20 protein-coding genes and 1 other RNA gene are annotated in these 25,724 nt (G+C 42.4%); 14 read left to right on the forward strand and 7 right to left on the reverse strand.

Features of this window, described 5'->3' with window-relative positions; translation table 11 throughout:
* Positions 1 to 221: 221 nt before the first annotated feature.
* Positions 222 to 2,135, forward strand: a complete 1,914-nt coding sequence (locus ACT3QR_RS07615; protein ID WP_444520747.1) for a mechanosensitive ion channel family protein — start codon at positions 222 to 224, stop codon at positions 2,133 to 2,135.
* 70 nt (positions 2,136 to 2,205) lie between these two features.
* Here the strand turns inward: ACT3QR_RS07615 and ACT3QR_RS07620 are convergent, their stop codons facing one another.
* The 5 genes from ACT3QR_RS07620 to ACT3QR_RS07640 form a co-directional block, all read right to left on the reverse strand.
* Positions 2,206 to 2,838 (reverse strand): DNA-3-methyladenine glycosylase family protein, encoded by a 633-nt coding sequence (locus ACT3QR_RS07620; protein WP_444520748.1) that lies wholly within the window; start codon positions 2,836 to 2,838, stop codon positions 2,206 to 2,208.
* Positions 2,839 to 3,046: 208 nt separating this feature from the next.
* Entirely contained in the window at positions 3,047 to 3,778 is a 732-nt protein-coding gene (locus ACT3QR_RS07625; RefSeq protein WP_444520749.1) for a Smr/MutS family protein, read from the reverse strand.
* Positions 3,779 to 3,886: 108 nt separating this feature from the next.
* Entirely contained in the window at positions 3,887 to 4,756 is an 870-nt protein-coding gene (gene trpC, locus ACT3QR_RS07630; RefSeq protein WP_444520750.1) for an indole-3-glycerol phosphate synthase TrpC, read from the reverse strand.
* A 72-nt stretch (positions 4,757 to 4,828) separates the two neighbouring features.
* The gene (gene trpD / locus ACT3QR_RS07635) at positions 4,829 to 5,950 is read right to left on the reverse strand and encodes an anthranilate phosphoribosyltransferase (RefSeq protein WP_444520751.1); all 1,122 of its coding nucleotides are present in this window, start codon (positions 5,948 to 5,950) and stop codon (positions 4,829 to 4,831) included.
* 97 nt (positions 5,951 to 6,047) lie between these two features.
* Positions 6,048 to 6,671, reverse strand: a complete 624-nt coding sequence (locus ACT3QR_RS07640) for an anthranilate synthase component II (protein ID WP_444520752.1) — start codon at positions 6,669 to 6,671, stop codon at positions 6,048 to 6,050.
* Between the two features lie 827 nt (positions 6,672 to 7,498).
* Between ACT3QR_RS07640 and glnA the strand changes: the two genes are divergently transcribed.
* Entirely contained in the window at positions 7,499 to 8,908 is a 1,410-nt protein-coding gene (glnA, locus tag ACT3QR_RS07645) for a type I glutamate--ammonia ligase (protein ID WP_444520753.1), read from the forward strand.
* A 213-nt stretch (positions 8,909 to 9,121) separates the two neighbouring features.
* Entirely contained in the window at positions 9,122 to 9,865 is a 744-nt protein-coding gene (locus ACT3QR_RS07650) for a DUF4124 domain-containing protein (RefSeq protein WP_444520754.1), read from the forward strand.
* Between the two features lie 104 nt (positions 9,866 to 9,969).
* Here ACT3QR_RS07650 and ACT3QR_RS07655 read toward each other — a convergent pair whose 3' ends face one another.
* Positions 9,970 to 10,686 (reverse strand): SIMPL domain-containing protein, encoded by a 717-nt coding sequence (locus ACT3QR_RS07655; RefSeq protein WP_444520755.1) that lies wholly within the window; start codon positions 10,684 to 10,686, stop codon positions 9,970 to 9,972.
* Positions 10,687 to 10,994: 308 nt separating this feature from the next.
* On the opposite strand from ACT3QR_RS07655, the gene ffs reads away from it, so the two are divergent.
* The 5 genes from ffs to serC all read left to right on the forward strand — a co-directional run bounded on the left by ffs (position 10,995) and on the right by serC (position 17,101).
* Positions 10,995 to 11,091: signal recognition particle sRNA small type (ffs, locus tag ACT3QR_RS07660), an RNA gene on the forward strand.
* A gap of 257 nt (positions 11,092 to 11,348) precedes the next feature.
* Positions 11,349 to 11,945: a LemA family protein gene (locus ACT3QR_RS07665; RefSeq protein WP_444520756.1), complete on the forward strand. Its 597-nt coding sequence runs from the start codon at positions 11,349 to 11,351 to the stop codon at positions 11,943 to 11,945.
* A gap of 13 nt (positions 11,946 to 11,958) precedes the next feature.
* Positions 11,959 to 14,904, forward strand: coding sequence for a M48 family metalloprotease (locus tag ACT3QR_RS07670; protein ID WP_444520757.1), 2,946 nt, complete (start codon positions 11,959 to 11,961; stop codon positions 14,902 to 14,904).
* 114 nt (positions 14,905 to 15,018) lie between these two features.
* The gene (locus ACT3QR_RS07675) at positions 15,019 to 15,882 is read left to right on the forward strand and encodes a DNA polymerase III subunit psi (RefSeq protein WP_444520758.1); all 864 of its coding nucleotides are present in this window, start codon (positions 15,019 to 15,021) and stop codon (positions 15,880 to 15,882) included.
* A 91-nt stretch (positions 15,883 to 15,973) separates the two neighbouring features.
* Positions 15,974 to 17,101, forward strand: coding sequence for a 3-phosphoserine/phosphohydroxythreonine transaminase (gene serC, locus ACT3QR_RS07680; protein ID WP_444520759.1), 1,128 nt, complete (start codon positions 15,974 to 15,976; stop codon positions 17,099 to 17,101).
* Positions 17,102 to 17,116: 15 nt separating this feature from the next.
* Here serC and ACT3QR_RS07685 read toward each other — a convergent pair whose 3' ends face one another.
* Positions 17,117 to 17,242 (reverse strand): hypothetical protein, encoded by a 126-nt coding sequence (locus ACT3QR_RS07685; protein ID WP_444520760.1) that lies wholly within the window; start codon positions 17,240 to 17,242, stop codon positions 17,117 to 17,119.
* Positions 17,243 to 17,393: 151 nt separating this feature from the next.
* On the opposite strand from ACT3QR_RS07685, the gene ACT3QR_RS07690 reads away from it, so the two are divergent.
* The 6 genes from ACT3QR_RS07690 to ACT3QR_RS07715 all read left to right on the forward strand — a co-directional run bounded on the left by ACT3QR_RS07690 (position 17,394) and on the right by ACT3QR_RS07715 (position 25,677).
* A complete protein-coding gene (locus ACT3QR_RS07690) occupies positions 17,394 to 19,226 on the forward strand; it encodes an extracellular solute-binding protein (protein WP_444520838.1) in 1,833 nt (610 codons plus the stop codon).
* 152 nt (positions 19,227 to 19,378) lie between these two features.
* Positions 19,379 to 20,158 (forward strand): hydroxyacylglutathione hydrolase, encoded by a 780-nt coding sequence (gene gloB, locus ACT3QR_RS07695; RefSeq protein ID WP_444520761.1) that lies wholly within the window; start codon positions 19,379 to 19,381, stop codon positions 20,156 to 20,158.
* 81 nt (positions 20,159 to 20,239) lie between these two features.
* Positions 20,240 to 21,310 (forward strand): microcin C ABC transporter permease YejB, encoded by a 1,071-nt coding sequence (locus ACT3QR_RS07700; protein WP_444520762.1) that lies wholly within the window; start codon positions 20,240 to 20,242, stop codon positions 21,308 to 21,310.
* 98 nt (positions 21,311 to 21,408) lie between these two features.
* On the forward strand, positions 21,409 to 22,422 hold the full coding sequence (locus ACT3QR_RS07705) for an ABC transporter permease (protein ID WP_444520839.1): 1,014 nt from the start codon (positions 21,409 to 21,411) through the stop codon (positions 22,420 to 22,422).
* 1 nt (position 22,423) lies between these two features.
* Complete coding sequence (locus ACT3QR_RS07710) at positions 22,424 to 24,103, forward strand: ABC transporter ATP-binding protein (RefSeq protein ID WP_444520763.1); 1,680 nt, start codon at positions 22,424 to 22,426, stop codon at positions 24,101 to 24,103.
* 272 nt (positions 24,104 to 24,375) lie between these two features.
* Positions 24,376 to 25,677: an iron-containing alcohol dehydrogenase gene (locus ACT3QR_RS07715; protein WP_444520764.1), complete on the forward strand. Its 1,302-nt coding sequence runs from the start codon at positions 24,376 to 24,378 to the stop codon at positions 25,675 to 25,677.
* Positions 25,678 to 25,724: the final 47 nt, after the last annotated feature.

Below are 25,724 nucleotides of genomic sequence, written 5' to 3' on the forward strand. Positions count from 1 at the left end.
ACCTACTATTGGACACACTTATAAAGTAAGAGATCAAGTAATGAGACAGTTGGCTACAAAATTGTGCAATCAAAAGTACTGCTGTTATAAATAATTGTTACTATAGTATAGATATTATTCGTTATTTTTCATGTCGTTTCTAAACTAAGAGGTTTGTTTTGTCTATCAAGCATAATCTGACCCCCAATACTTTGCATAATTCATTCTACTCTATAGCTACAATGCCATTTATAGTCATAACGTTGTTGCTGACTATGCTATTGAGTGTTGCTTTGCCAAACAACGCTTATGCTGCTGAACCTGGTGCACTTGGTGTAAGTGAAAGTAGTAGTGAAGAGTTAGTAGAGTCACCGCGACCGGATTCATTTGGACGAGACACACCGCGCCATACAGTACAGGGGTTCATCAGTGCATTGAGTGAAAATGATTACTTGTTGGCAAGTAACTATTTGAATGTACCGAAGTCTGACAACCCAACCACTATTGTAAGGCAATTTAAGCAAGCGCTAGATGCAGGTGGCCGTTTCCAGCCGGACTTGCAGATTAGTAATGAGTCTGAAGGCAATCTGACCGATCAGCTACCATCCCAGCAAGAAAACGTAGGTGTTATTAGCATTGGTGAAAAAGATGTGTCGCTAATACTCGAAAGAGTGGTATCTGATAGAGGTGAAAAGTATTGGCAGTTTTCAAGCGATACGCTCAGCTCGATACCTGAAGTAATAGAGAACACTGAACCAACTTTGGTGTCTCGCTATACTATTGATTCATTAGAAGGTAAAAAGCTTTTCGGTTATCAGCTCGCCGACTTAGTCGCTGCACTGACCATGGTTGTTAGTAGCTTTATATTGACCTATATAGGAGTATGGTTGCTATATCATTTATTGAGGATTGTATATCCTCGTTTACGTGGTACGCCATTGCCATTGCCAAACAAAGTTATATTACCTCTATCTGTTGTAGTCATGGCATTGATACTATCTGAAGTCATGGTCTATGCAGGGGTATCGGTAACACTACGTGAGCCAGTCAATCGTTTTACTGATATTGCGTCTTGGGTAGCGCTGACATGGCTATTGCTGCGAGTGATTGATGCCATATTTACTCGTGCGGTCAATCTGAGTTATAAAAAGAACTATACTGAGCGAGTCTCGATTTTGGGATTGCTTCGTAAGGTTGTTAAAGCACTGCTATTGATATTTGCAGTGATTGTCATATTTGGCAATTTAGGTTTTGATTTAACGACTGGTATTGCAGCATTGGGTGTGGGTGGTTTAGCGTTAGCACTTGGTGCACAAAAGACCATCGAAAACCTAGTTGGTAGTGTGGTCGTCGTAGCAGATTCGCCTGTGCGAATAGGTGACTATTGTAAGTTTGGTACATATGAAGGTACGGTGATTGATATTGGTATTCGCTCATCGCGTGTACGTACGCTATCGCGCACCATCGTAACAGTACCCAACGGTGACTTCTCATCCATGCAAATTGAAAACTTCACTTCTCGTGATATGTTCCGTTTCTGTCATCTGCTGTATCTAAAACGCACCGCCGACCTTAATGTAGTTTTCAAAATGGTCAATGACTTGGATAAGTTTATAAAAGAGCATGATTTGACCAATCAGGAGTGGAATCAGGTCAATATTTTAGAGTTACGTCAAGATTGCTATGTTGTTCAGTTGCAGGCTTATGTTAATGCAGTTGGTATCATTGAATTCTACGACAAACAAAATACTTTATTTATCGATGTATTAAAGAAGGTTTCAGAGTATAAAGTCGAGCATGCATTACCTACGCAGCAGCTGATTGTCAATCAAACTGAGCTTGATCATCATATGGAAAATAGCACTGCTGAAACAGAGGAAGATGGCTCAGACCATAACAGCAGTACTAATAACGATGAAGCAAATATCAGTATAGAAAATGATAATAATCATAACAATATTGATATGACTAAAAATGAGGACGAGAAAGATAGCGACAAATCTGATGATAAGCCAAGCCAGCATGGTTTTCCTCTTGCAACAGTAAGCCGGAGAGGGGCGCTTAAAGCGCTAAAACATAAAAGCCATATGTTAAGAAAAAGTAAATTTAAACATGCTAAAAGCAAATTTGGTTTTTCTATATGGAATCAGCCTTAAAAGAGATTTTTTCCTCAAGAGTGGTGGTAAATAACGCTAACGATGTTTTCTGTACAAGTTACATAGTTAGCTACAAAGGTACTGCGGTTTTATCACGTAATGAGCCATAGTATGACCAGAGCAATAAACTAGCAGCGCTGCGATAAGGTGACCAGTGCTGGGTTAAATCTTTAAGTTTTTTGGGTGTTGGTCGTTCTGCTAGACCTAATAGTTCCATACCTGCAACTTTAATGGCTAAATCATCGACTGCTAGTATGTCTGCACGTTTTAATGAAAATAATAAATACATCTCAGCTGTCCAACGTCCAATACCTGTCACAGCTGTCAAGGTTGCGACGACCTCTTTATTGGGTAAGGCTTCCAACGCTACAAAGTCTATATCATGGTCAACTAAAGAGCGTACATAACGAGTTTTTTGCTTAGACAGTCCTTGTGCTTTCAAGGTATCGTCTGTTGCTTCATGTATTGCTTGCGGTGTGATCAATTCTGCATCAACCAACCGTTTCCAGATACTTGCAGCGGCAGCTACTGATAACTGTTGACCAACCATCGCTCTTATTAACTGTTCAAACCCGCCCTCGTTATGCCTAAGGCTAGGTGTACCGACTTGCTTATGAACAGGAGCAAACTTTGGTTCAATAGCAACCAGCGCAGCAATCTGTTGTTCTAGCTCGTTAGTGTTTTCAATGGTCCGTATGTTCATAGTTATTTCGCTTTGTTAGTCAAAAGGTGTTCGAGTCAACACAATAGCAGAAGGTGAGAAGTTAGTATTAGATGGAATGAGTCTTAAAGAGAGCTTTTACTGAAGGAAGTATCGCTACAGTCCTTATCCAAACCATTAGTAAGTGATAAAAAAAGGACTGCAAATAGGCAGTCCTCTTTATGTAGTATGTTATTACTGATAGTAAAACCTATTCACCATCGGTTTTAGATTTTTTGAGTAGTACCAGCACAGCGCCATTACCACCATCTTTCGGTGGGGCGGAGCAGAACGCTAGTACTTCTGGCAATTGACGCAACCAACCATTGATGCAGGTTTTTAAAATCGCTTCGCTGCCTTTGCCATGGACAATTTTTACCATAGTTTCGTTTTTCTGCTTGGCTTGGCTCAATAGTTGAGTCATCGCTTCTCGTGCTTCTTCTATTGTACAGCCATGAATATCTACCGCATCATACCAACGCAGCTTACCTTTTTTGAGCTGATCAAAGATCTTATTTTGCAGTGTTGGTTGCTTATAAGACAAGTAAGCTTCAGCAGCGACAGGGTTTAGTAGTGCTTGCATATCTGACAAGCCAGCCCCTAGATCGCTGGCTTCGCTACCTTGAGCTGCAGCACGTTTTGATAGTGTCGCTGCATCAGGCTTACCTGCTTTGGTTGCGCTGGCAGGTGAGCGAACGTTTTTATCTTCTAGCTGATTAACACCATGCATGGCTTGCATAAATAGGACTTTATCATCATCGATATGTTCACTATCTAGCTGCTTGACTGTTTTTTTGACTTGCTTTTGAGTCGGTAGCGACACCGGCTCAGTTGGCTTTTGGTTCTCACCTTCAGGTGAGTTGGTATCACGGCCTTTGCTCAGTTGGCCTTTAAGTTCTTTGAGCTGGTCTTGCAGTTCTTTTGAAAACAGAGAGTTTGACATAAAAGTTAACGTATCGTTGATTGATGAATGGTTGATTGCACAATGTATATAGCACACATATTGTTCAATCTATCTAGTATTTATTAAAGCTTAAATTATGGAGTTACTTTACCCGTCTGCTGCGACGCCCGCAAGTAATGATTGTAACGCTTGCCCTGGGTGATCAGTTTTCATGAATTGCTCACCGATCAAAAAGTGCTGAATCTCATTATCTAGCATGAGACGAATATCATCACCACTATGAATGCCACTTTCGGTCACGATAAGTGGTTGTTGCTCAGCGCTATCAGCAGCAAGTGCATCGTTTAAAATATCTTTCAGATCAAGCGTGGTTTGCAGGTCAACATCAAAGGTATTTAAATCACGATTATTAATACCATAAATATTATGCATTGAGCGAGGTAATTGAAGCGCTCGCTCAAGCTCAGACTGGGTATGAACTTCTATCAATACGTCCATACCAAGCTCAATACTCAGTGCATGCAGTTCTTGTACTTGGGTATCATCTAGGCAAGCCATAATGAGTAGAATACAGTCAGCGCCCATTAGATAGGATTGATATATTTGATAGACATCAATCATAAAGTCTTTACGTAATATCGGTAAGCTTGAGGTATTAGCCGCCTGAATAAGATAGCTATCGTCGCCCTGAAAATAATCACGGTCAGTCAATACAGACAGACAGCTAGCACCTGCTTGCTCATACTGCTGAGCAAATAGAGCAGGGGTAAAGTTATGATTGATAATACCTTTAGACGGTGATGCTTTCTTAATCTCAGCAATAATCCCAATACCATTTTCTTTAGTGCCAGCAGCACGTAACGCCGCAGCAAAACCTCGACGCGGTTTATCGTCAGCTGCGACCTGCGCTTGCAACGCTTCCAGAGATAATGCTTTACGAGCGGCTTTTACTTCTTCTATTTTGGTTGCAACAATGCGCTTTAGCACTGAAGGGATGTCTGAATGGGTTGTGGTCATACTGGTATCCGAATATCGTTAAATGTAAATAAACAGTGTTGGCAGGGGTCACATTATATGAATGCTTATAAATTAACCCTGAGCCACTAGCTGCTGGGTATAGCTGGCCAAAGACTCAAGTTTGAGTAAAGCATCGCCATTTTGAATCACCTTTTGTGCTCGGCTAACACCGTTAGGGTAGTTGCTGGCAAGTCCTGCGGTGTATATCGCGGCACCTGCATTTAGAGCAATCATGTCCCGAGCCTTAAGAACTGCACGATCATGAGTATCGGTTCCAGATAGCGCAGCACGAATCAGCTCAAGACTTTGCGCTGGAGAGTCTACATCGAGACCCATAAGAGTTTGAGACTCAATACCAGCATCTTCTGGCATCAGATCATAAACTGATATCTCGCCATCTTTTAGTTCAGCAACCGTGGTTGAAGTAGCAAGACTGATTTCATCCAGACCATCTTTTGCGCCCACAACCATGACATGACGCGCGCCTAGATTTTTCATGACCTTGGCAATCGGCTCACATAATTGCGCAGTAAATACACCGATAACTAAGTTTGGCGTACCAGCAGGGTTGGTCAATGGGCCCAAAATATTAAAGATGGTACGCGCTTTTAGCTCACGGCGCACAGGGTTGGCATAACGCATGGCGCTATGGTGATTAGGCGCGAACAAGAATCCAATGCCTTGATTTTCGATACAGTCTTTTGCTTGCTCTGGTGTAAGTGCGAGACTGATGCCTGCCTGCTCAAGTAAGTCTGAACTACCAGATTTAGTCGAGACGCCGCGATTGCCATGCTTGGCAACTTGTGCCCCAGCCGCCGCAACAACCAACGCTGACGCAGTCGAAACATTGAACAAATTGGCACCGTCGCCGCCAGTACCAACGATATCTACTAAGTAATCGCAGTTTTGCGGTTCAATATTGGCGGCTAGTGCACGCATGGCACTGGCAGACGCAGTAATCTCGTCAATGGATTCGCCTTTCATGCGTAGTCCTGTCAAGATAGCACCCATCATAGCATCGCTACATCTGCCTTGCATGACGATGAGCATCACTTGATACATCTCATCAAAAGTTAAGTCGATGTGTTGAAATATTCTACCCAAAGCTGTGGTTAGCAATCGATGTGTTTGCTCGTCAGACAATTTTGCAATACTTTCTGGCGTGTGCGTTTCTTCTATTTTTGTCGTATTCATTGTAGTCTCACTTACTATTATTTTTTATATACATCTGTGTGAAATTTGGTATGGGCTCATGAAAGTAGTCTTTTTGCCAACATACTTTTAGTCGAGTCTAACCAACTTGTGGAAGCTTATCGGACGTCAGCGTAGCTAAGCCATGAGTCTGTAAAAAGTTATTGAGTAATTGATAACCTGCTTCGCTCAATATCGACTCAGGATGGAACTGGACGCCTTCTACAGCAAGCTCCTTATGACGGATACCCATGATTTCCTCAATACTACCATCGGCATTTTGTGTCCATGCGGTGAGCTCAAGGGAGTCTGGTAGGCTTGTCTTATCGATGACAAGCGAATGATAACGCGTCACCTGTGACGGGTTAGGTAAGCCAGCAAACACACCTTGCTCGTTGTGATAAATAGCTGATAAGCGGCCATGCATGACTTCGGCAGCTTTGACCACTTGACCGCCAAAGGCTTGACCGATAGCTTGATGACCCAAGCAAATACCCAATATAGGAATAATCCCTTTAAACGTTTCAATGGTTTGCAGTGAAATGCCCGCACGGTCAGGATCACACGGACCTGGGCCAATCACAATGGCGTCAGGTGTGAGGGTTTTAATCTGCTCAATGCTGACCTGATCATTACGCCAAACAGTGATGTCCTGCTGTAGCTCACCGAAGTACTGTACGATATTGTACGTAAAGCTATCGTAATTATCGATCATCAAAATCATTAAGGATTCAACTTATCAGTTTTATTATATTTTTAATATGAAATTTTTTCTCACTGTTATCGAGGCACTTAATTGTTAAAAACAAGCAGCTACGATGATAGCAGAGGGCGGTCTTGCACGCGGTTATCTTACCACTATTTTGTTTTCTATCAAATGTAGGGTATAGGCTATCTAAGTAAGCACCAAGTAAAAATACATTTTTTATTATTGTGTTGATAACGAGGGTAGTTTGATCAGGAATAATGTCATACATTTAACTATCGACATCGCACCAAAAAATAGCATTTAAACCATCAATGTATTTGTATTTGCACTAATATAGTGCGAAAAGTTCATGATTAGTGCTTCAATTAAGTGCTACTTTGAAACTCAATTTTATGACAATGAATTAATATTTAACGTTTCATATATTATAAATTGCTGTAATTATTAGCAATTGTGTCAATTGTCAACTACACCTACGATCAAGGTGTCAATACATTGGCATAAGCCTTGCAGTATCGCTGCTATGATTATTTTTAAAGATAGAAAGCTGGTCTAAAAATAATTATTAACAGGAGCCTTAGAGTTCAGCATTATGAGTTGTATATTGCTAGAATGTCGTTAGGAGTAAATTGGCGTATGTTAGACCATGTGCACAAATATTGGTCTGATTGAGTAAACGCTTTAGATGAGCATCTTGACTAATACATAAAATAGTGCTGATAATAAGCATAATATCGAATGCGCTATTTTAGTATTGAGAGCACATCTGACATTCTGGAACATGAACACCATATTAATAATTTTAAATCGCAATTACATGATCAACACAACGGAGACTATTCATGTCGAATAAACTATTAGATCTTATCCAATCCTCTAATGCTAAATGGGTTGATTTTCGCTTTACTGATACACGCGGCAAAGAGCAGCATATCAGCTTCCCAGCGCATACCGTTGATGAAGATGTTATGGAAGATGGTAAAATGTTTGATGGCTCATCAATCGCTGGTTGGAAGGGTATCGAAGCGTCAGATATGATCTTACGTCCTGATCCAGAAACTGCTTTTGTTGACCCGTTCTATGATGCGGTGACTGTGGTAGTGACTTGCGATATCATCGAGCCATCAACGCTACAAGGTTATGACCGTGACCCACGCTCTATCGCCCGTCGCGCTGAAGAGTATTTGAAGTCTACTGGTATCGGTGATACTGCTTACTTCGGTCCTGAGCCTGAATTCTTTGTATTCGACGATGTTAAATGGTCAGTCGATATGTCTGGCGTTAGTCATAAAATCACGGCGGAAGAAGCAGCATGGTCGACTAACGAGACTTACGAGTGGGGCAACATGGCTCACCGCCCACGTGTAAAAGGCGGTTATTTCCCAGTACCACCAATCGACAGCTCACATGATATGCGTGCTGTGATGTGTGAACGCATCGAAGAAATCGTTGGTGAAGGTTCAGTTGAAGTTCATCACCATGAAGTTGCTTCTTGCCAGTCTGAGATCGGTGTTGCATTCAACACGATGGTACGTAAAGCGGATGAAGTTCAACAATTGAAGTATGTTGTGCATAATGTTGCGCATCAGTTTGGTAAAACAGCTACTTTTATGCCTAAGCCAATCGTTGGTGATAACGGTTCAGGTATGCACGTACATATGTCAATCGCGAAAGATGGCGTAAACACGTTCTCTGGTGATGAGTATGCTGGCCTATCTGAAACAGCATTGTACTTCATTGGCGGTATCATCAAGCACGCTCGTGCATTGAATGCAATTACCAACCCATCAACGAACAGTTACAAGCGACTAGTGCCACATTACGAAGCACCTATCAAGCTTGCTTATTCAGCATCTAACCGTTCAGCGTCTATCCGTATTCCACACGTAAGCAGCCCGAAAGCGGTCCGTGTTGAAGCACGTTTCCCTGATCCAACAGCTAACCCATATTTAGCGTTTGCTGCATTGTTAATGGCTGGCCTTGACGGTATCCAAAATAAAATGCATCCAGGTGAAGCTGCTGATAAGAACTTGTATGACTTGCCACCAGAAGAAGAAGCACAAATCCCAACAGTGGCAGAAAGCTTAGATGTTGCATTGCAAGCATTGAAAGATGATCATGACTTCTTGTTAAAAGGTGATGTGTTCACTGAAGACATGCTAGAAGCATTTATCGCTTTGAAAGAAGAAGAAGTACAGCGTCTGAACGTGACTGTGCATCCAGTTGAGTTTGATATGTACTACAGCTGCTAATTAGTCACTAAAATACTCAGTTATTTTGAGCCAACTTTGAGTCAACAAAACCAGCTAAGTTATTCTTAGCTGGTTTTTTTATGCGTATTAATAAAGTGTATCAGTCCAATGGCTGAGTTTTCTTTAAAATCACTACTGATTTCATGTCAAAACTCACGCATAATAGTTTTATAAAATTATATTAATAGTAGACACTATCTAGGCTGAGCGATTATGACGTTATTAGCAAAATCGAGTTTCTTAAAAGGTAAGATGCAAGTTGGGTTATGGATGGTGGTTGCTACCGTTAGCCTTTGTGCACCTCTCACGAATGCTGCGCCTATTTATAAAGTGGTTGATGAGCAAACCGGTCAAGTTACCTTTACTGATCGTCCGCAGAGTTACGAACAACAAGCTGGCAAACAGGTTAGTCAAATAACTATTGCGACAGGTAGTGAGACGAGTAGGTCAGCGGGTCTGAATACGACAACTAATCCTAATACAAGTCGCCAATCATCAAGTGCGACGCAGACAGCGACTACTACTAAGCCGCCTGCGGTAAATCCTAAGAACACTGCGCCGGTAAACTATCAGTTAGCCATTATTGAACCTAGTGAAGAGAGAGCCTATCGTCGTCCAGTACAGAATATCGATGTCAATGTACAGATTAAGCCTGCGTTACAGGCAGGTGATAGTGCCAGTATTTATTTTGATGATAAAGAGGTTGCACAAGGTTTGAGCACGTCTATTGCTACTGTTGATATTTTGCCAGGCGCTCATACAATTAAGGCGGTTGTACAAAGCGAAACTGGCCAAACACTTGAGCAAATCACACGTACTGTATACGTGATTCAAAATACAACCACATTGCAAGACAACAAAAGAAAGGCAGAGCAGCTGTTGGCTTATCAAAAATTAGCTTGGTATCAAAAATTGATGCTAAAACTGCGTCAACAGGAAATTGCTAAGTCTCAGTAATGGTCTCAATAATGAATAGATATCGCCGGTAAAATAAAAATGCAAGCACCATTAAGGATGCTTGCATTTTTTAATGTAAATCGCTTATTTAAGTATAAGTTATTTTATTTAGTTAACTCGATGGTGCCGTTAGCGGTTACTGAGATAGTACTGTTACCAGACTCAAAGCTTTGGCTTGGCACAGACGATTCAAGCGAGTCTGCTTTCATGCTCATAGCGCTGTACATCGGACGTGGATAGTTGCTACCTGTGTTTAGGTTAACATTGATGACGCGATAGCCACGAGCATCCCAAGCGCGGGTAAGGCTTTTAGCTTGCTGCTGAAAAGCCCGTGAGGCTTCGGTCATTAACTTCTGCTCTAGAGCATCCTTTTTAGTATCTGATACACCAAAATTAAGGTTGTTCATCACTAAGGTTTCTTGTAAGTCAGCAATGAGCTGGCTAGTCGCTGAAAAGTCTGTACTCTTTAAGTCTATGTTTGCCTGACCTGTCCAGCCAATAATTTTATTATTTTTGTCGTAGCGTGGATAGGTGCGCTGCTGTCCTGTGCTCACGGTTACGCTAGGATAGCGCTTGGCGATTTTCATGGCATTATTGATTGAGGTATTGAGCATCGTAGCTAAGGTTTTAGAGTCAGTTGCTTGTGCCTTCTTGTACAAACTGGCGCGTACTTCGTCGTTCTGAATCTCTTCTTTTATCTCTGTCTGAAACGTCAGTTGGTCGTATCCTGTTGGTTCTGCATGAGCGCTACCCATCATTGCTGTCATGAGACAAACCGTACCAGAAGCGAGTGCTGCTTTATTCAATAAAGTGTTTTTCATTTTTATCTCCTAAATTAGTTCTAAAAATATATAAACGATAATTCTCAAAGCTCATCTATACATAAAAAATTGTCCCTATTACTTTCTAAACATCAACGTGGGTACAACTTCATTCACTAAAATAGCAAAATTTATATAAGTTGCTGTGAGAATTTTGTGACCTAAGTTACTGGCTTCATTCGTGCTCAGGCGTTGATAATATGAGCTGATGAACTAAATAAAAGGGCTATTTGGGGCCTAAAACAAACAGTTTTGAAATAGGGGTTGTAAAATTAAAAATTTCTTGTATAATTTGCGACTGGTGGCTCCATTGGTAGCCTCGCAACATTGTTCTATGAATCCCGCCAGGACCGGAAGGTAGCAACGGTAATAGTCACAATGTGTGCCGAGGATGTGCTTTTGGAGTCGCTTTTTTTTGCCTAAAATTTGATATTTATTCCAATAAAATATAAAAGACCTATTTGTGATGTATTAAGCCCTTCATTGTAAAGGGCTTTTTTTTGGTCAATATTTTGTCTAATGCTTATCTAATTGCTTGTTTGGTTTTAGAATCAATTTTTTGTTCGATTACCTTTCTAGTTCCAAAGTTTTATTGATTAATATGAGTTAAAATACAATGTATTAACTTTTTATTAACATTCTAGACACCTTGGAGTTCAGTTATGAAGATGTTTGTTTGGCTATTCATTGCATTTGTGGTGTTGGTCTTTGTGTTTGGGGTATCTATTTTCAATAGATTGGTACGCGCACGTAACCAAGCAAAGAACGGCTTTGCTCAAATAGATGTGCAACTGAAGCGTCGTCATGATCTGATTCCAAATTTGGTCGAAACCGCCAAGCGTTATTTGAGTCATGAAGAAGAAACGCTAACACGAGTCATTAGTGCGCGTAATCATGCCCAAGATTTACAGGACTCTAATAAGCATCAGCCAGACTCACTAGAGCATATGGCGCTATTTGCAAAAGCAGAAGGCATATTATCCAAGGCGTTGAGTCAGTTTTCTGCTGTCGTCGAAGCATATCCAGAGCTAAAAGCCGATAGTATGATCAAGGAGCTCATGGATGAGCTAACCAATACAGAGAATCGCATCGGGTTCGCGCGTCAGCATTACAATGACAGCGTGATGTTTTATAACAATGATCGCGAAGTCTTCCCCAATAACCTCGTTAGTACAACTTTTAGCTTTCGTCCACTCAGTCAGTTGGTATTTGAAGATAGAGAAGCGATTGCTCAGGCACCGATTGTCGATATGGGCTAAGGTTTAGATAATTTTGGCGAACTCTAGGCAGCCTAATCTGATGGATTTCTTTGGTGAACAGCGGATACGTACGCGTCGCAGTCTCTTACTCTATGGACTGTTTTTCCTGATTGTACTTGCTCATATGGCTGTGGGCTTGGCTGTTATGTCTATGCTGCTAACTGTGTTTACAGGCGGTATATATCACTGGGTATTGCTTCTGGTCATTGTTTTGACGTTAGGTAGTTTCGTTGGTGGTAGTTTTTTAGAGTATCGACGGCTAAGGGCGGGTGGTCGTGCTATTGCTCAACGAGTAGGAGCAGTTAGGCTGTTCATTGATAACAGTCAAGCGCCATGGGAGCACAGTCAAGGAGTCGCCCATCAACACGAAGCCGAAGAAAAGGTTCGCTATAGTTCACGTCATATAGCCGTGCGTGATGAGCGTGATTTTCCGCCCGTTTATCGTCGCTATTATGAAACTGCCCAGCAGTTAGCGATTGCGGCAGGTTTGCGCACACCGATTTTGTACGTGCTTCCTGATGAGCAGGGTATCAATGGTTTCGTCGCTGGTCGCCATAGCCAAGACATGGTGCTCGTCGTTACCCAAGGCGCGCTAGATAAATTGTCTGATGAAGCGTTATACGGACTTATTGGCCACGAATATGGTCATATACTGCACGGTGATGCTACGTTCAATCTACAGCTCATGGTGGTATTGGCAGGTTTGCAGATACTATATGACTGGAGTGACCCAATATCTAATCATCATTATTTTGATATCGATAATATCTCCCAAAAGCCGCTACCACAGAGACAGGTTGATACGCTGGCACGTAACACAGAGGCACAAACCGCCAATTTCACCACGCATAGTGAATGGGTCGCCTACTGGCAGCAGCAATCACAACAACAGCAGTCCTCAGCCAAGCGGCAGTCTAAGTGGATACAAACACCACCTATAATAGATCGTCAAGTCCCGCGTAGTATCTGGACATTGCTACTACATGGCTTGAGCTTCTCTAGTATGGCAAGCGCGCAGTTGATTAAGCACAGCTTTAATCGTGAGCGTGAGCTACTCGCTGATGCCACTAGTGTTCAATTGACACGTACACCTGCGATTATCGAAACCTTACAAGCTATTCATCAAGACTCGCTCGGCTCACGTTTGTCTGGCATTGCTGATATCAATGGACTCAGTCACTTTTTCTTCGCTAGTAGTGGGGCAGACCTAGGTGATGTGTCGTGGTTTGCCACTCATCCAAGCTTGACTGAGCGTATGAGCGCGATTAATGCGGATGCTTATCATAAGTTCGCGGTACAAATTGCCAAAGAAAAGCGAATACATCAGCAAAAGGTCAAAGAGATATATAGGCAACGCCGCTTAGGTGATTGGGGAACCACAGAAGAAAATAGCCTAAGTAAAAACCTGTCAGAAAAAAACACACAGTATTCGTCAGCCATTGAAGCTCAAACAACCGCAACGATTAATATAGGTGACAATAGCCAGAAAAGTGACAGGAAAACTCCTGCTGAGTCTACAAGCGACAATCGTAAAGATAGTGGTGAATCAGAAGTTGATGACGGTTTAGAGTTTGCCATAGACGCTGATGTAGTGGTTGATGGGCGGCTTCAGGTACAGGCCGAAGATGTTGGTACTCATCAGCTGTTAAAACCATGGCAGGCTAAACCTGACGCTGACTTACCAGAAAATACATTAATTGAAATTAGCGATATTCGAAAGGTGCCATTACCTCAGTATGTACTCAATCATAGTCATCATCCTTTAGGTGCGCTAGCATTAGTCGAAGCTGTTTTACTTTGTCATCAGCATCGACCCTTATCAACGATTGCCACTTATAATTTGAATGATATTTGGAATGATGGCTTGTCTTTTGAGACTGATACCATTAAGCATGAGCAAATATTACCGCATGCGATAGATACTAAGCTGATGACAGTAGTAACCAGTTTGGATAGACGTCTGGATAGTGCTTTGATTGAGATCGCCTTAAGTCAATTGCGTCAAAAGGATTTATCTGAACTATTTATCGAAAATCTAAAGCTCAAAAGTAAAGACGATCATAGTCACGACAGTCATCAGTACTATAAAAAACAAGAGAGATGCCGTACGATGTTGTTGCGCTATCAGCAGGGCATATTTGAGTTGTTTAACCAACATCTGACATCTGACTTAACCAAAAGCTTGGCCAACGATTCGTCAGATCAAAATATATCTAGTGATAACTCTCATGCGACTGCTCTAAATAATTCGTCAGTGTTAGCACATCAAAAATCGCCAATATTGTCACTATGGCAAGCGCTACATTTGCAGCAGTTGCTACCGATATTGTTCGAAGTTTTACAAGATACAGACGCGCAGGATCTATGGCCGCAGATACTGAAGACTGGTATAGAGGATGTAAGAGCGCAATTAGATCCTTCAGGTCAGGTATTTACAGGTCTTGATACAGCAGACGTGTCGGTTATCGTTTTATTGGCTTATCGACTATCAAAAGATGTAAAAGGCCAGATGATCTCAATGCATGACCGATCTTTATTGAGTGAATGTAACGATAGTGTGGCACATTATATTGTAGATTTGAGACGTCATGCGCGCTTGATTGATATTGATCTCATGACAGTAAGCGATCTCAATTTACAGTGGCTATTATTGACCGCACAGCACTTGAACAGTATTCAGTTATTGGCAATTATTTCTGCGGTTCCTGTCTCTGCTAAGCACTCTACCAAACGCTTGGTAGATGCTCAGAATGCTGATAATTATCGAGAGAAGCAACAGGACGGTAGCCAAATAGATTATAATGAAAGTGAGATCAACCAGCCAACTCATAATGAGTATCGACAATGGCTAAGTACATTGCATACAGTGATGTTACACGATACGATAATCAGCCAAGATGAATACGATTGTTTGCTGGTAATGTCAGAGCGTTGGTTTGGTATTCGGCAGCTGTTTTGATTGATATGTGTCTAGTATTTGATTAATAGTGTGAAGCATACTCTGTGAGAGCTGCCAAAATAATAAACACATCTATAAATGACATAAATAAAATGAATAGGATAGTAGAGTCGCATGAGTGATACCCAAGACCCGCTAACTGTATTACAGCGCCGTGTGCAGCAACGCCAAATTCTAGCGATGATGGGTATCGATCAGTGGGTACAGCCTGAATCAGAAACCATCCATATGGCTGACATTGCGACAGCTTCGGTGAAGCCAACAGATACTGACTCTACTGATATTGAGTCTAACAACAATGAAGTAGCGCGCGCTGAAGCCGTAGATACAGTTGATCAACCGACGGGTGGTCATGATATCAAAGAGTATCATGCTAACGGCTACGTTTCAGATGAGCATGATACTGATTCTCTAGCTACCATTGAACAGATGGCTAATGAACAAAGCCCTGTTACTTATAGTTTTGATACTGTTGATTCGAGTACGGTTAGTTCAAGTGCTGTGTCCAACCAAACTGATATTACCTCAACGAATGCACCTATTGAGCAACCTCAATTTGCGCAGAGTAATTTTCCGCAAAGTAATAGTGATGACCGTGTAAAAGATGAGAGCTTAAAAAAAGTAGTGCCATTTGATCTGCAGGGTGGCCGCTATGGTGACTGGGTAATATTGGTTGATATCAAAGCACTGAATAGTGACAGTCAAAAATTATGGAAAAACATCACTGAAGCGCTATCAATCACTTGCGAGATGACATCATTTCCAATTTGTGATGGCATGGATACTGCTGAGCTTGCCAATGCCAGTCTTGCAGGATATATCTTTCGACTTGGCCGCAGCGAAGAGATACAAGTTGCTGCACTGACCGCGCTACCTGACGGCCTCCAACATCCCAATCTGACTACGGTGCCGACATTAGAAGAAATGCTCGCAGACAGTGATACTAAGCGTCAGCTGTGGGAGCAGATATCTCGTTGAATTATATGAAAATTAACATCGATACCAATGCCTTTACCAACAAACTGAAATAAAAATATCCTTTTATTTCATCATACCTAGGACTGTGATTATGCCTACAACCCCAACGTCTACAGCAACTGCCACACCGCATCGCCTGCCAAATTTTTGCGCTGGCCCTGCTACCATGCCAACAGCCGTATTAGAGCGCGCGCAGAGCGAATTGCTTGATTGGCAAGGTCGCGGCCTATCGGTCATGGAAGTCAGCCACCGTAGCAAAGAGTATATGGCCATTACTGACAAAGCGGAAGCTAAGCTACGCACGCTTATGGAAATACCAGATAACTATAAAGTGCTGTTTTTGCAAGGCGGTGCTAGCTTACAGTTTTCGGCGATTCCATTGAATCTGCTAAACGGTGGACGTGGTGACTATTTGACGACAGGCGCATGGTCAGGCAAAGCGATCAAAGAAGCCAAGCGCTATGAGGCGCTAGGTCTAGGCGAGATTAACTTAGTTGCAACTGGTAAAGAGAGTAACTTTACTGACGTACCAGCGCAAAGCGATTGGAATATCAGTGAAGACGCCGCTTATTTTCACTACTGTGCCAATGAAACGATTCATGGTTTACAGATATTTGAGCCACCACAAGTAGATGCGCCAATCATTGCTGATATGTCATCTTGTATCTTGTCACAGCCGATAGATGTGTCTAAATTTGGCATGATCTACGCGGGCGCACAGAAAAATATCGGTCCTGCAGGGTTGGTTATTGTCATTATTCGTGATGACTTGATGGGGCAGGCCAGTGAATGGTGTCCTATGCTCCTGAACTATGAGCACCAAGCTGACAAAGAGTCTATGTCTAACACGCCAGCGACGTACTCTTGGTACTTAGCAGGGCTGGTGTTTGATTGGCTAGAAGAGCAGGGCGGTGTAGCTGCTATTGGTAAAACCAATCAGCAAAAAGCCGATTTACTTTATAAAACGATTGATGAGAGCAGTTTTTATAATAACCCAGTAGATCCTAAGCATCGTTCTATCATGAACGTACCGTTTACCTTAGCAGACAGCAGCCTCGATAAAGTATTCCTAGAAGAGTCAGAAGAAGCTGGCTTGTTAAATCTAAAAGGTCATCGTGATGTAGGTGGTATGCGAGCCAGTATTTATAATGCCGTACCACTCGAGTGGGTACAGCAGCTGGTTGACTTTATGATTGCCTTTGAAAAAAAGCACGCGTAAGCAAGATGGTAACTGCTAGCGTATAAAGTCTTCATACATAGAATATACATCAAGAAGGGCGCAACCGATCATGGTTGCGCCTTTTTTATACTTATAAACAGACAGTTTGGTCAAACTAGTACGTAGCGATAATAATGTCATGTGATAACCATTAAGTGATATCCGCAGCAAACCATTAGGTGAAAAAACCTAAGTTTGTTATGATAAAATTTTGCTATCACGCTGTTTTGCTGTCAGGCTTTACGTTTTGATATTTATATTGGTTAGCATAGAGGTTTGTTATAACGTCATGATAATAAAAAATGCCCTATTAAAAACCATGTTGCTAACCATTATTGTCAGCTGGATACCGAGCAGTATCGCTGCACCTATTACGACGAAAGCGCTTGGTCATAATAGCCCCACTGAGTACATCAATGCACCTTACTTACCTTATGCTAATCCAAAAGCGCCATCAGGAGGCACGCTTTCTCTAGATGCTCGCGGTACATTTAATAGCGCCAACAAATGGATGACTACAGGCGTCGCGATGATTGGCACAGACTATCTGTATGATACTTTGATGACTGGTTCATTGAATGAAGCTTTTACCATGTATCCGCAACTGGCAAGCAAAGTGACATATGATCCGGACGATACGAGCTGGATTATCTATCACCTCAATCCTGATGCTCGTTTTTGGGATGGGTCTGCTGTAACCAGTCGCGATGTAAAAGCGACCTTTGAGGCGATATTGAATAAAGGTCCCATGTATATTCGCAGTTATCTGAGCGATATCAAAGACATTCAAATTATTAATGATCAACAAGTAAAGTTTGTCTTTGCATCTGCTGAAAACAAAGAAATTTTACTAACCGTTGGGCAGTTTCCTGTTTTTGCCAAATCTTCCATTGATACCGATTTTGAAAAAATCAGTCTGACGCCATTGATGGGTAGTGGACCTTATAAATTAGGACGTGTTGAAGCAGGGCGTTCGGTAAGTTATATACGTGATCCCAATTACTGGGGTCGTGATTTGATGGTCAATCGCGGTCGCTACAATTTTGATATGATCAAGTTTGTTTATTATCAAAGTGATGAAATTGCTTTTGAAGGTTTTAAGTCTGGACAATATCGTTTTCGTCCCGAAAATAAAGCGTCGAATTGGGTAACTGGGTATAATTTTCCCGCAGTAAAAGCAGGGCTTATCCAAAAAGAGACGATAACTAGCCAAAATCCCGTACCGATGCAAGCGTTGGTGATGAATATGCGTCGCCCAATCTTTCAAGATATTAAAGTTCGTAAAGCCTTGACGGCCGTTTATGATTTTGAATGGATGAATAAAACCTTGTTTCATGGGCAGTATGAGCGCTTGCAAAGCTTTTTTCATGGCTCGGAGCTTGCCGCAACGGGTACGCCATCTGACGCAGAGATGCAGGTATTGACACCATTATTGTCCGAACTCGAACCGATTCAACGTAAAGCAACGTTAGCAGAATGGCAGTTGCCTACTAGTGACGGTAATGGTTTTAATCGTCAAGGGTTGTTAAAAGCACGCAAGCTATTGTTAGAGGCTGGGTTTTATTATGAGGATATGAAACTATATCAGCCTAATGGATCGCTTGCTCAGATTGAGCTCTTGATGACAGGTGAGACCATGGGCCGCGTGTTGTTGCCTTATATTCGTAATCTAAAACGCTTAGGATTTGATGCAACCTTACGTCAAGTCGATGGGCCGCAATATTATGAGCGTATGCGCCGTTTTGATTATGATATGGTCGTGGACGTTTTTGCCCAAAGTCTATCTCCTGGTGCTGAGCAAGCGGCATTCTGGGGTAGCGCTGCTGCTAATGAGCCTGGCAACCATAATAGTGCTGGTATCAAAAATGCAGCCGTCGATCATGTGATTGCGGCCCTTGGTAATGCTAAAAACCGTGATGAGATTGTATTATATACGCAGGTGCTAGACCGGTTGCTGCGCGCAGGGCATTATGTCGTACCGCTATACGGCAAGTCTGGTACCAATGTTGCCTATTGGGATCAGTATCGTCATACCGAAAAGCTACCGACCAATGCAGTGGGTATCGATTACTGGTGGGTCGATAAAGAGGCAGAAGAGCGCATCAATAAATATTTAAAACAATAGACAGTATTTACTATAAAGTTTGACCCTGTAACAACGGACAGCTAAGCATATATGTTGTTTTTATCAAATCTATGCTGTTGTTCTCGAATAAAAATTAGATTAGATAGTTCAAAATAACGATTAACAAAAATAACTACTGGTAAGGATTTAACATGAGTATTCGCATTCACCCAATCAAAGCATTTAATGATAACTATATTTGGACGTTGATTAATGAAAATAATAAGCAAGCAATTGTCATTGACCCAGGTCAAGCACAGCCAGTCATTGATTATCTAGGAACGCACGAGTTAGAGCTAACATCGATTTGGACCACCCATCACCATCATGACCATGTCGGCGGCGTAGCAGAGTTGCAGGAATCATATCCGATGACTCATTTGGTTGCGCATAGTGAGCATGGTGTCGATGAAGATCAAACCATTAAAGATGGTAGCACAGTGAGCGCATGGGGCTGCTCTGCGCAAGTTTGGGATGTATCAGGGCACACCGCTAGCCATATGGCCTACATCTTGGATATTGATGGACAAAAGCACTGCTTCTGCGGTGATACTCTGTTTAGTGCAGGTTGCGGGCGTGTTTTTACTGGTACGATTGAGCAACTGCATGAGAGTTTTAAGCGCTTGAACGGATTGTCTCATGAGACGCTACTATATCCTGCACATGAATATACGGCCAACAACCTGCGCTTTGGGCTGTCCATTGAACCTAACAATGAAGCGATGCAGCAAGCTTTAGCACGAGCAGAGGCGCAAACTGAGCAAGGTTTGCCAACGTTACCAGTGACACTAGAACATGAGCGCGCGATAAATGTGTTTTTACGTACGCATGAGCTAAGTGTAATCGCAGGGGTTAAATCAAAAATGCCTATCGATGATGAGAAATCATTGACGGTATTTGCAGCGTTACGTGAGCTAAAAAACAACTTTTAAAAAATATTTTTTATACACCTTCAACATAAAATATCCACTGCTGAATGCTATTGCTCTCTCTTTATTTAGGAAGTCGCCATTATGGGTCGTTATATCTTAAAAAGACTACTACTGATATTGCCGACACTATTTTTGATATTGCTTGCCAACTTTGTAATCGTACAAGCGGCACCAGGCGGGCCTGTTGAGCAGCAGCTGGCACTTATCGAACAGGGTGCAAAAGACAATGCGCTTGGTAGTAATATTGGTGCGGGCAGTGCAGGTGGTAATGACAGTACTTATCAAGGAACGCGTGGTCTCTCTGAGGAGATGGTCGCCGCGATTAATGCCCAATACGGCTTTGACAAATCCGCTCCTGAGCGATTCTGGCTCATGATAAAGAACTATGCTCAGCTAGATTTTGGTGAGTCGTTTTTTAAAGGGCAGTCGGTGACCGATCTTATCGTAGAGAAGCTGCCAGTTTCGATATCGCTCGGACTGTGGAGTACGTTGCTCATCTATATGATAGCCATTCCGCTAGGCGTCTACAAAGCGATGCATCATGGCTCAAGCATCGATAAAGCCACTGCTATGCTACTGGCGATTGGACATGCGATACCAGTGTTTGTCTTTGCGGTAATTTTACTGGTGTTCTTTGCAGGTGGCAGCTATTGGAATATCTTTCCACTGCAAGGGTTGACGTCCGAAAATTTTGATCAGCTAAGCGCGCTTGGTAAAGTAAAAGATTATTTTTGGCATTTGGCGTTACCGCTGCTAGCAAGTACGGTAGGCGGTTTTGCAAGTTTGACTTATTTGACCAAATTTAGCTTTCTAGAGGAGCTGGGCAAGCAATATGTACTGACCGCTCGTGCTAAAGGATTGGGTGAGCGTCAAGTGCTATATGGCCATGTATTTCGCAATGCGATGCTAATTATTATTGCAGGTATTCCAGCCGCTATCGTTGGTATTTTCTTTGCGGGTAACTTTTTGATTGAGATTATATTTAAACTTGATGGCCTCGGCTTGCTAGGTTTTGAAGCCATTCAACAACGCGATTATCCAGTGATATTTGGCACACTATTTATCTTTACCTTGGTCGGGCTACTATTGCAGTTAATTAGTGATTTAAGTTATCACTTAATCGACCCTCGTATTGATTTTGAGGGGCGCTAATGTCAAATAATCAATCTTCCTCACAGAATGGTACTGTTAATAGCGAAGCAAATAAATCGCTAATGCTTGAGCAGCTACCTACCACAAAAAAGCCACGCTTGAACCCTATATGGCAAGCACGCCTAAATCGCTTTCGCCAAAATCGTCTTGGGGTGATATCGTTGTTTGTTTTTGCGGTGATATTTGTCATCTGTATGGCGGCTAATGTCATTGCCAATGACAAACCATTACTAGTGCAGTATCAAGGTGATTATTACTTTCCAGTATTAAAATCCTATCCCGAAACAACATTTGGCGGTGTGTTTGAGACCGAAACCAATTATAAAGACCCTGCAGTGCAGTCGTTAATCGATGAGCAAGGGTTTTATATAATGCCGCCTATTCCGTTTGCTGATCAGACACCGAATGTCGAGCTTGGTCTGCCTTACCCAGCAGCACCCAATGCTCAGAACTGGCTTGGTACTGATGATATGGGACGCGACGTGCTGGCACGAATACTTTATGGTATGAGAGTGTCGTTACTATTTGGTTTGGCCTTGACACTTGCGGGCGCACTGATTGGGATTACCGTCGGTGCGGTACAGGGCTATTATGGCGGCTGGGTAGATCTGGCAGGGCAGCGGTTTATGGAAGTATGGGGCGGTATGCCCCAGCTGTTTATGATTATTATTTTAGTTAGTCTGTTTAATCCCAGTATTATTATGCTGTTTGCCATGATGTTACTATTTGGCTGGATGGGGCTGGTCGGTTTGGTACGAGCAGAGTTTTTGCGAGCCCGCAATTTTGACTATGTGCGAGCGGCACGCAATTTAGGCGTTTCGGATAGCCAAATTATGCTTAGACATATCTTACCCAATGCACTAGCTTCTAGTTTGTCGCAACTGCCGTTTATCTTAACGGCCAATATTATCGCTCTGACCGCGCTGGATTTCTTGGGATATGGATTACCGCCTGGCTCACCGTCTCTTGGTGAACTCATGATACAAGGGAAAAACAACCTTGATGCACCGTGGTTAGCCTTGTCAGGATTCTTTAGCTTGACCTTTATTTTATCACTGCTCATCTTCGTCGGCGAAGCATTGCGTGATGCATTTGATCCGAGGCGTTCTTAATATGACTGAAAATATTATCGCCACCGAGCAGAACAACGCCACAAGTCAAAGTCTGAATCGTGCACAAGATAAGCTTATGCTAACCGTAGACAAGCTTACTATCACGACGACTACAGGTGTCCAGCTAGTCGATGCGCTGTCTTATGAGCTAAGACAAGGACAAACCTTAGCCATCGTTGGTGAGTCAGGTTCTGGTAAATCAATTGCCAGTCTTGCGCTGTTAGGTCTATTACCAGACAGCTTGACCATTACTGGTGAGGCTCAATTAGCAAGTACGGCAGGCATGTCTACATTGCCCATCGTCAATGATAAATCACGTAATACTGCGCTACGGTCTATTCGTGGACAGCGAATTGGTATGGTGTTTCAAGAGCCGATGACTGCATTAAATCCATTGCATACGGTCGCTAAACAAATTGCTGAGTCGTTGCGTCTAAGCGGTGTACCAAAGAAACAATGGCGAAACACCAGCATCGCTTTGCTAAATGATGTCAATATTGCCGATCCTTCTGACAAGTTGAGCCGTTATCCACATGAGCTATCAGGTGGTCAGCGTCAGCGAGTAATGATTGCCATGGCATTGGCACAGCAGCCTGATATTCTAATTGCTGATGAACCGACGACTGCGCTTGATGTCACTTTGCAGCACGAGGTGTTGGCGTTATTAGATGAGCTCAAATGCAAGCACAATATGGCAATGATATTGATCAGTCATGATCTCAATTTGGTCAGGCGTTATAGTGATGAGGTCATCGTTATGAGCCAAGGTCAAACGATCGAACAAGGTCAAACGTCTGCGGTATTTGATCAGCCTAAAGCCGACTATACTCGTACGCTCATTCAGCAAGACTTTGGGCAAGCGTTAGTTATAGCAGACGATAACGCAGATAAACAATCAAGCGTACTAGAAGTGAGTAATCTTAACGTACAGTTTCCAATTGAAAAAAGTCTGTTTGGTGGTACCAAGCGCTGGTTCGATGCGGTCAAGGATGTCGATATGACGCTGCAAAAAGGTCAGGCATTGGGTATCGTTGGTGAGTCTGGCTCTGGCAAAACTACCATTGCATTGGCGCTTAGCCAACTATTGAGCAACCAAGCACGTGTGAATGGACAGATAATAGTCAATGGTCAAGACATCTCAGCATTGTCCAAAAAAGCATTGCATAATTTCCGCTCGCAGATACAAATGGTATTTCAAGATCCATTTGCTAGTATTAATCCGCGTATGACGGTCATGCAAATCGTTGAAGAAGGATTGCTGGTACAAGGCGTGGATAAAGTCACCCGTCAGCAAGCAGTACTAGATAGTCTTGCTATGGTGCATTTGCCTTTAGTATTTGCGCAGCGTTATCCGCATGAGCTGTCGGGTGGTCAGCGTCAACGCGTGGCACTGGCGCGCGCGCTCATTATGAAACCCAGTTTACTTATATTGGATGAGCCTACCTCTGCGCTCGACAGTACCACACAGGTAGCAGTTGTCAGTTTACTGCGAGAAATCCAAGAAAGACTGCAAATAAGCTATGTTTTTATCAGTCATGATCTCAAAGTAGTACGTGCTCTATGTCAGCATATTATGGTATTAAAAGAAGGCGTTTGTGTAGAGTCTGGACGTACCGAGTATCTTTTTAATCACCCACAACATGCTTATACTCAGCAACTGTTAAAGGCAAGTACTGACTAGTTTAAACGATTTGATGTAGCCACTTAGATTGATCAATCAAATCAAGCGACTAAATTAAGCGATCTGGTATAAAACCAACACATCGTAGTTCATAATAATAGCGACATACTAAAAAAAGCAGTGGTACAATAATTTTAGAAAGTCGCCTGTTTTACAATACTGTGATACGAATCTTTATGCACTTTGGCGCTCGTAAATTAGTAATATTTAACTGACTCAGCAAAACGGTCTTTATTACAGTTAAAACCATCATTAAAAAGGATTTTGTGCTCATGAAAACACAAAACAGTATTACTAAATTGGTGAAGAACAACAGTTTGCAGCATGCTGGTTATTTGGCCGTTGCTAAGACTCGGGCAAAGGTATTAAAAGCAGTGTCTTACGTGATACCTATCAGAAGACCAATGTTGTTTGTCGGTGAGACTGCCTGTGATGAGCTATGCGACATGCTTATCAATGAAGGCAATACCAATGTGTTTATTGTCACGGATAAGGTGCTCAATAAGCTGGATATACCAGCAAAAGTTACCGATTATCTAGATGCAAAAAATATCCGTTATCACATCTATGACGGTATTACGCCAGACCCTACTTTTAAGGTAGTTGAAGAAGGGCTTCGCCAATCAATAGCCGCCAACTGTGACTCTATCGTAGCCATTGGTGGCGGCTCAGTGATCGATGCAGCCAAAATGATAGCGATGTCTCAAGGCAATAAGTGCAAACCAAAGCAGCTAATTGGTATTCTCAAAGCAAGAAAGCCTGCGACGCCTTTATACTGCGTACCAACGACGGCTGGTACAGGATCAGAGGCGACACTCGGTGCAGTCGTGTCTGATGATAAAACGCATCAAAAAGCATTATCTATCGACCCAAGAATGGTACCGCTAGCCGCAGCGATTGATCCAGTTATCATGAAAGGCATGCCAGTTCATATCACAGCAGATACAGGTATTGATGTATTGACTCATGCATTAGAAGCATGGATGAGCGCTAATGCTAGTGTAGAGACAGATTACTATGCAGCCTCTGCTGTAAAGTCTGTTATGCATTATCTACCACTAGCCTATAAAGACGGTGGCAATCTAAAAGCAAGAGAAGAGATGGGTATCGCCGCTCATTATGGCGGGATTGCCTTTAACAAAGCAGGTCTGGGCTATGTGCATGCTATCGCACATCAGTTAGGTGCTTACTATAGTATTCCTCATGGTCGTGCTAACGCTATCGTGTTGCCTTATGTACTTGACGTCAATCGCAAAGCTAGCAAAAAAAGACTGGCTGCATTGGCCAAAAGAACTGGTATGGTACAGGATGGTCAAGTAGCTAATGGTGATAGTGAGATAGCAGATCACCTTATCATGCAAGTTAGAAAACTGATTGCAAATTTAAATATCGATCCGATAGTTGAGGGTATGCAAACCAGCGACTTTGATGATATTGCAAAGGCAGCTGCAAAAGAAGTTAGTGACACTTATGCAGTACCAACTTATCTATCAGCTGCTGAAATCAAAGAAATTCTAATGAAGATTAAGCTGGCTAGTGACGAACGTACTGATAATAATAAAACAGTGTCATAATCCTATGTTTATATTGAGAGCTTCGCGATAAATAAAAGCCCGTCACT

The sequence above is a fragment of the Psychrobacter sp. AOP7-B1-25 genome (assembly GCF_052376195.1).
Classification (GTDB): Bacteria; Pseudomonadota; Gammaproteobacteria; order Pseudomonadales; family Moraxellaceae; genus Psychrobacter.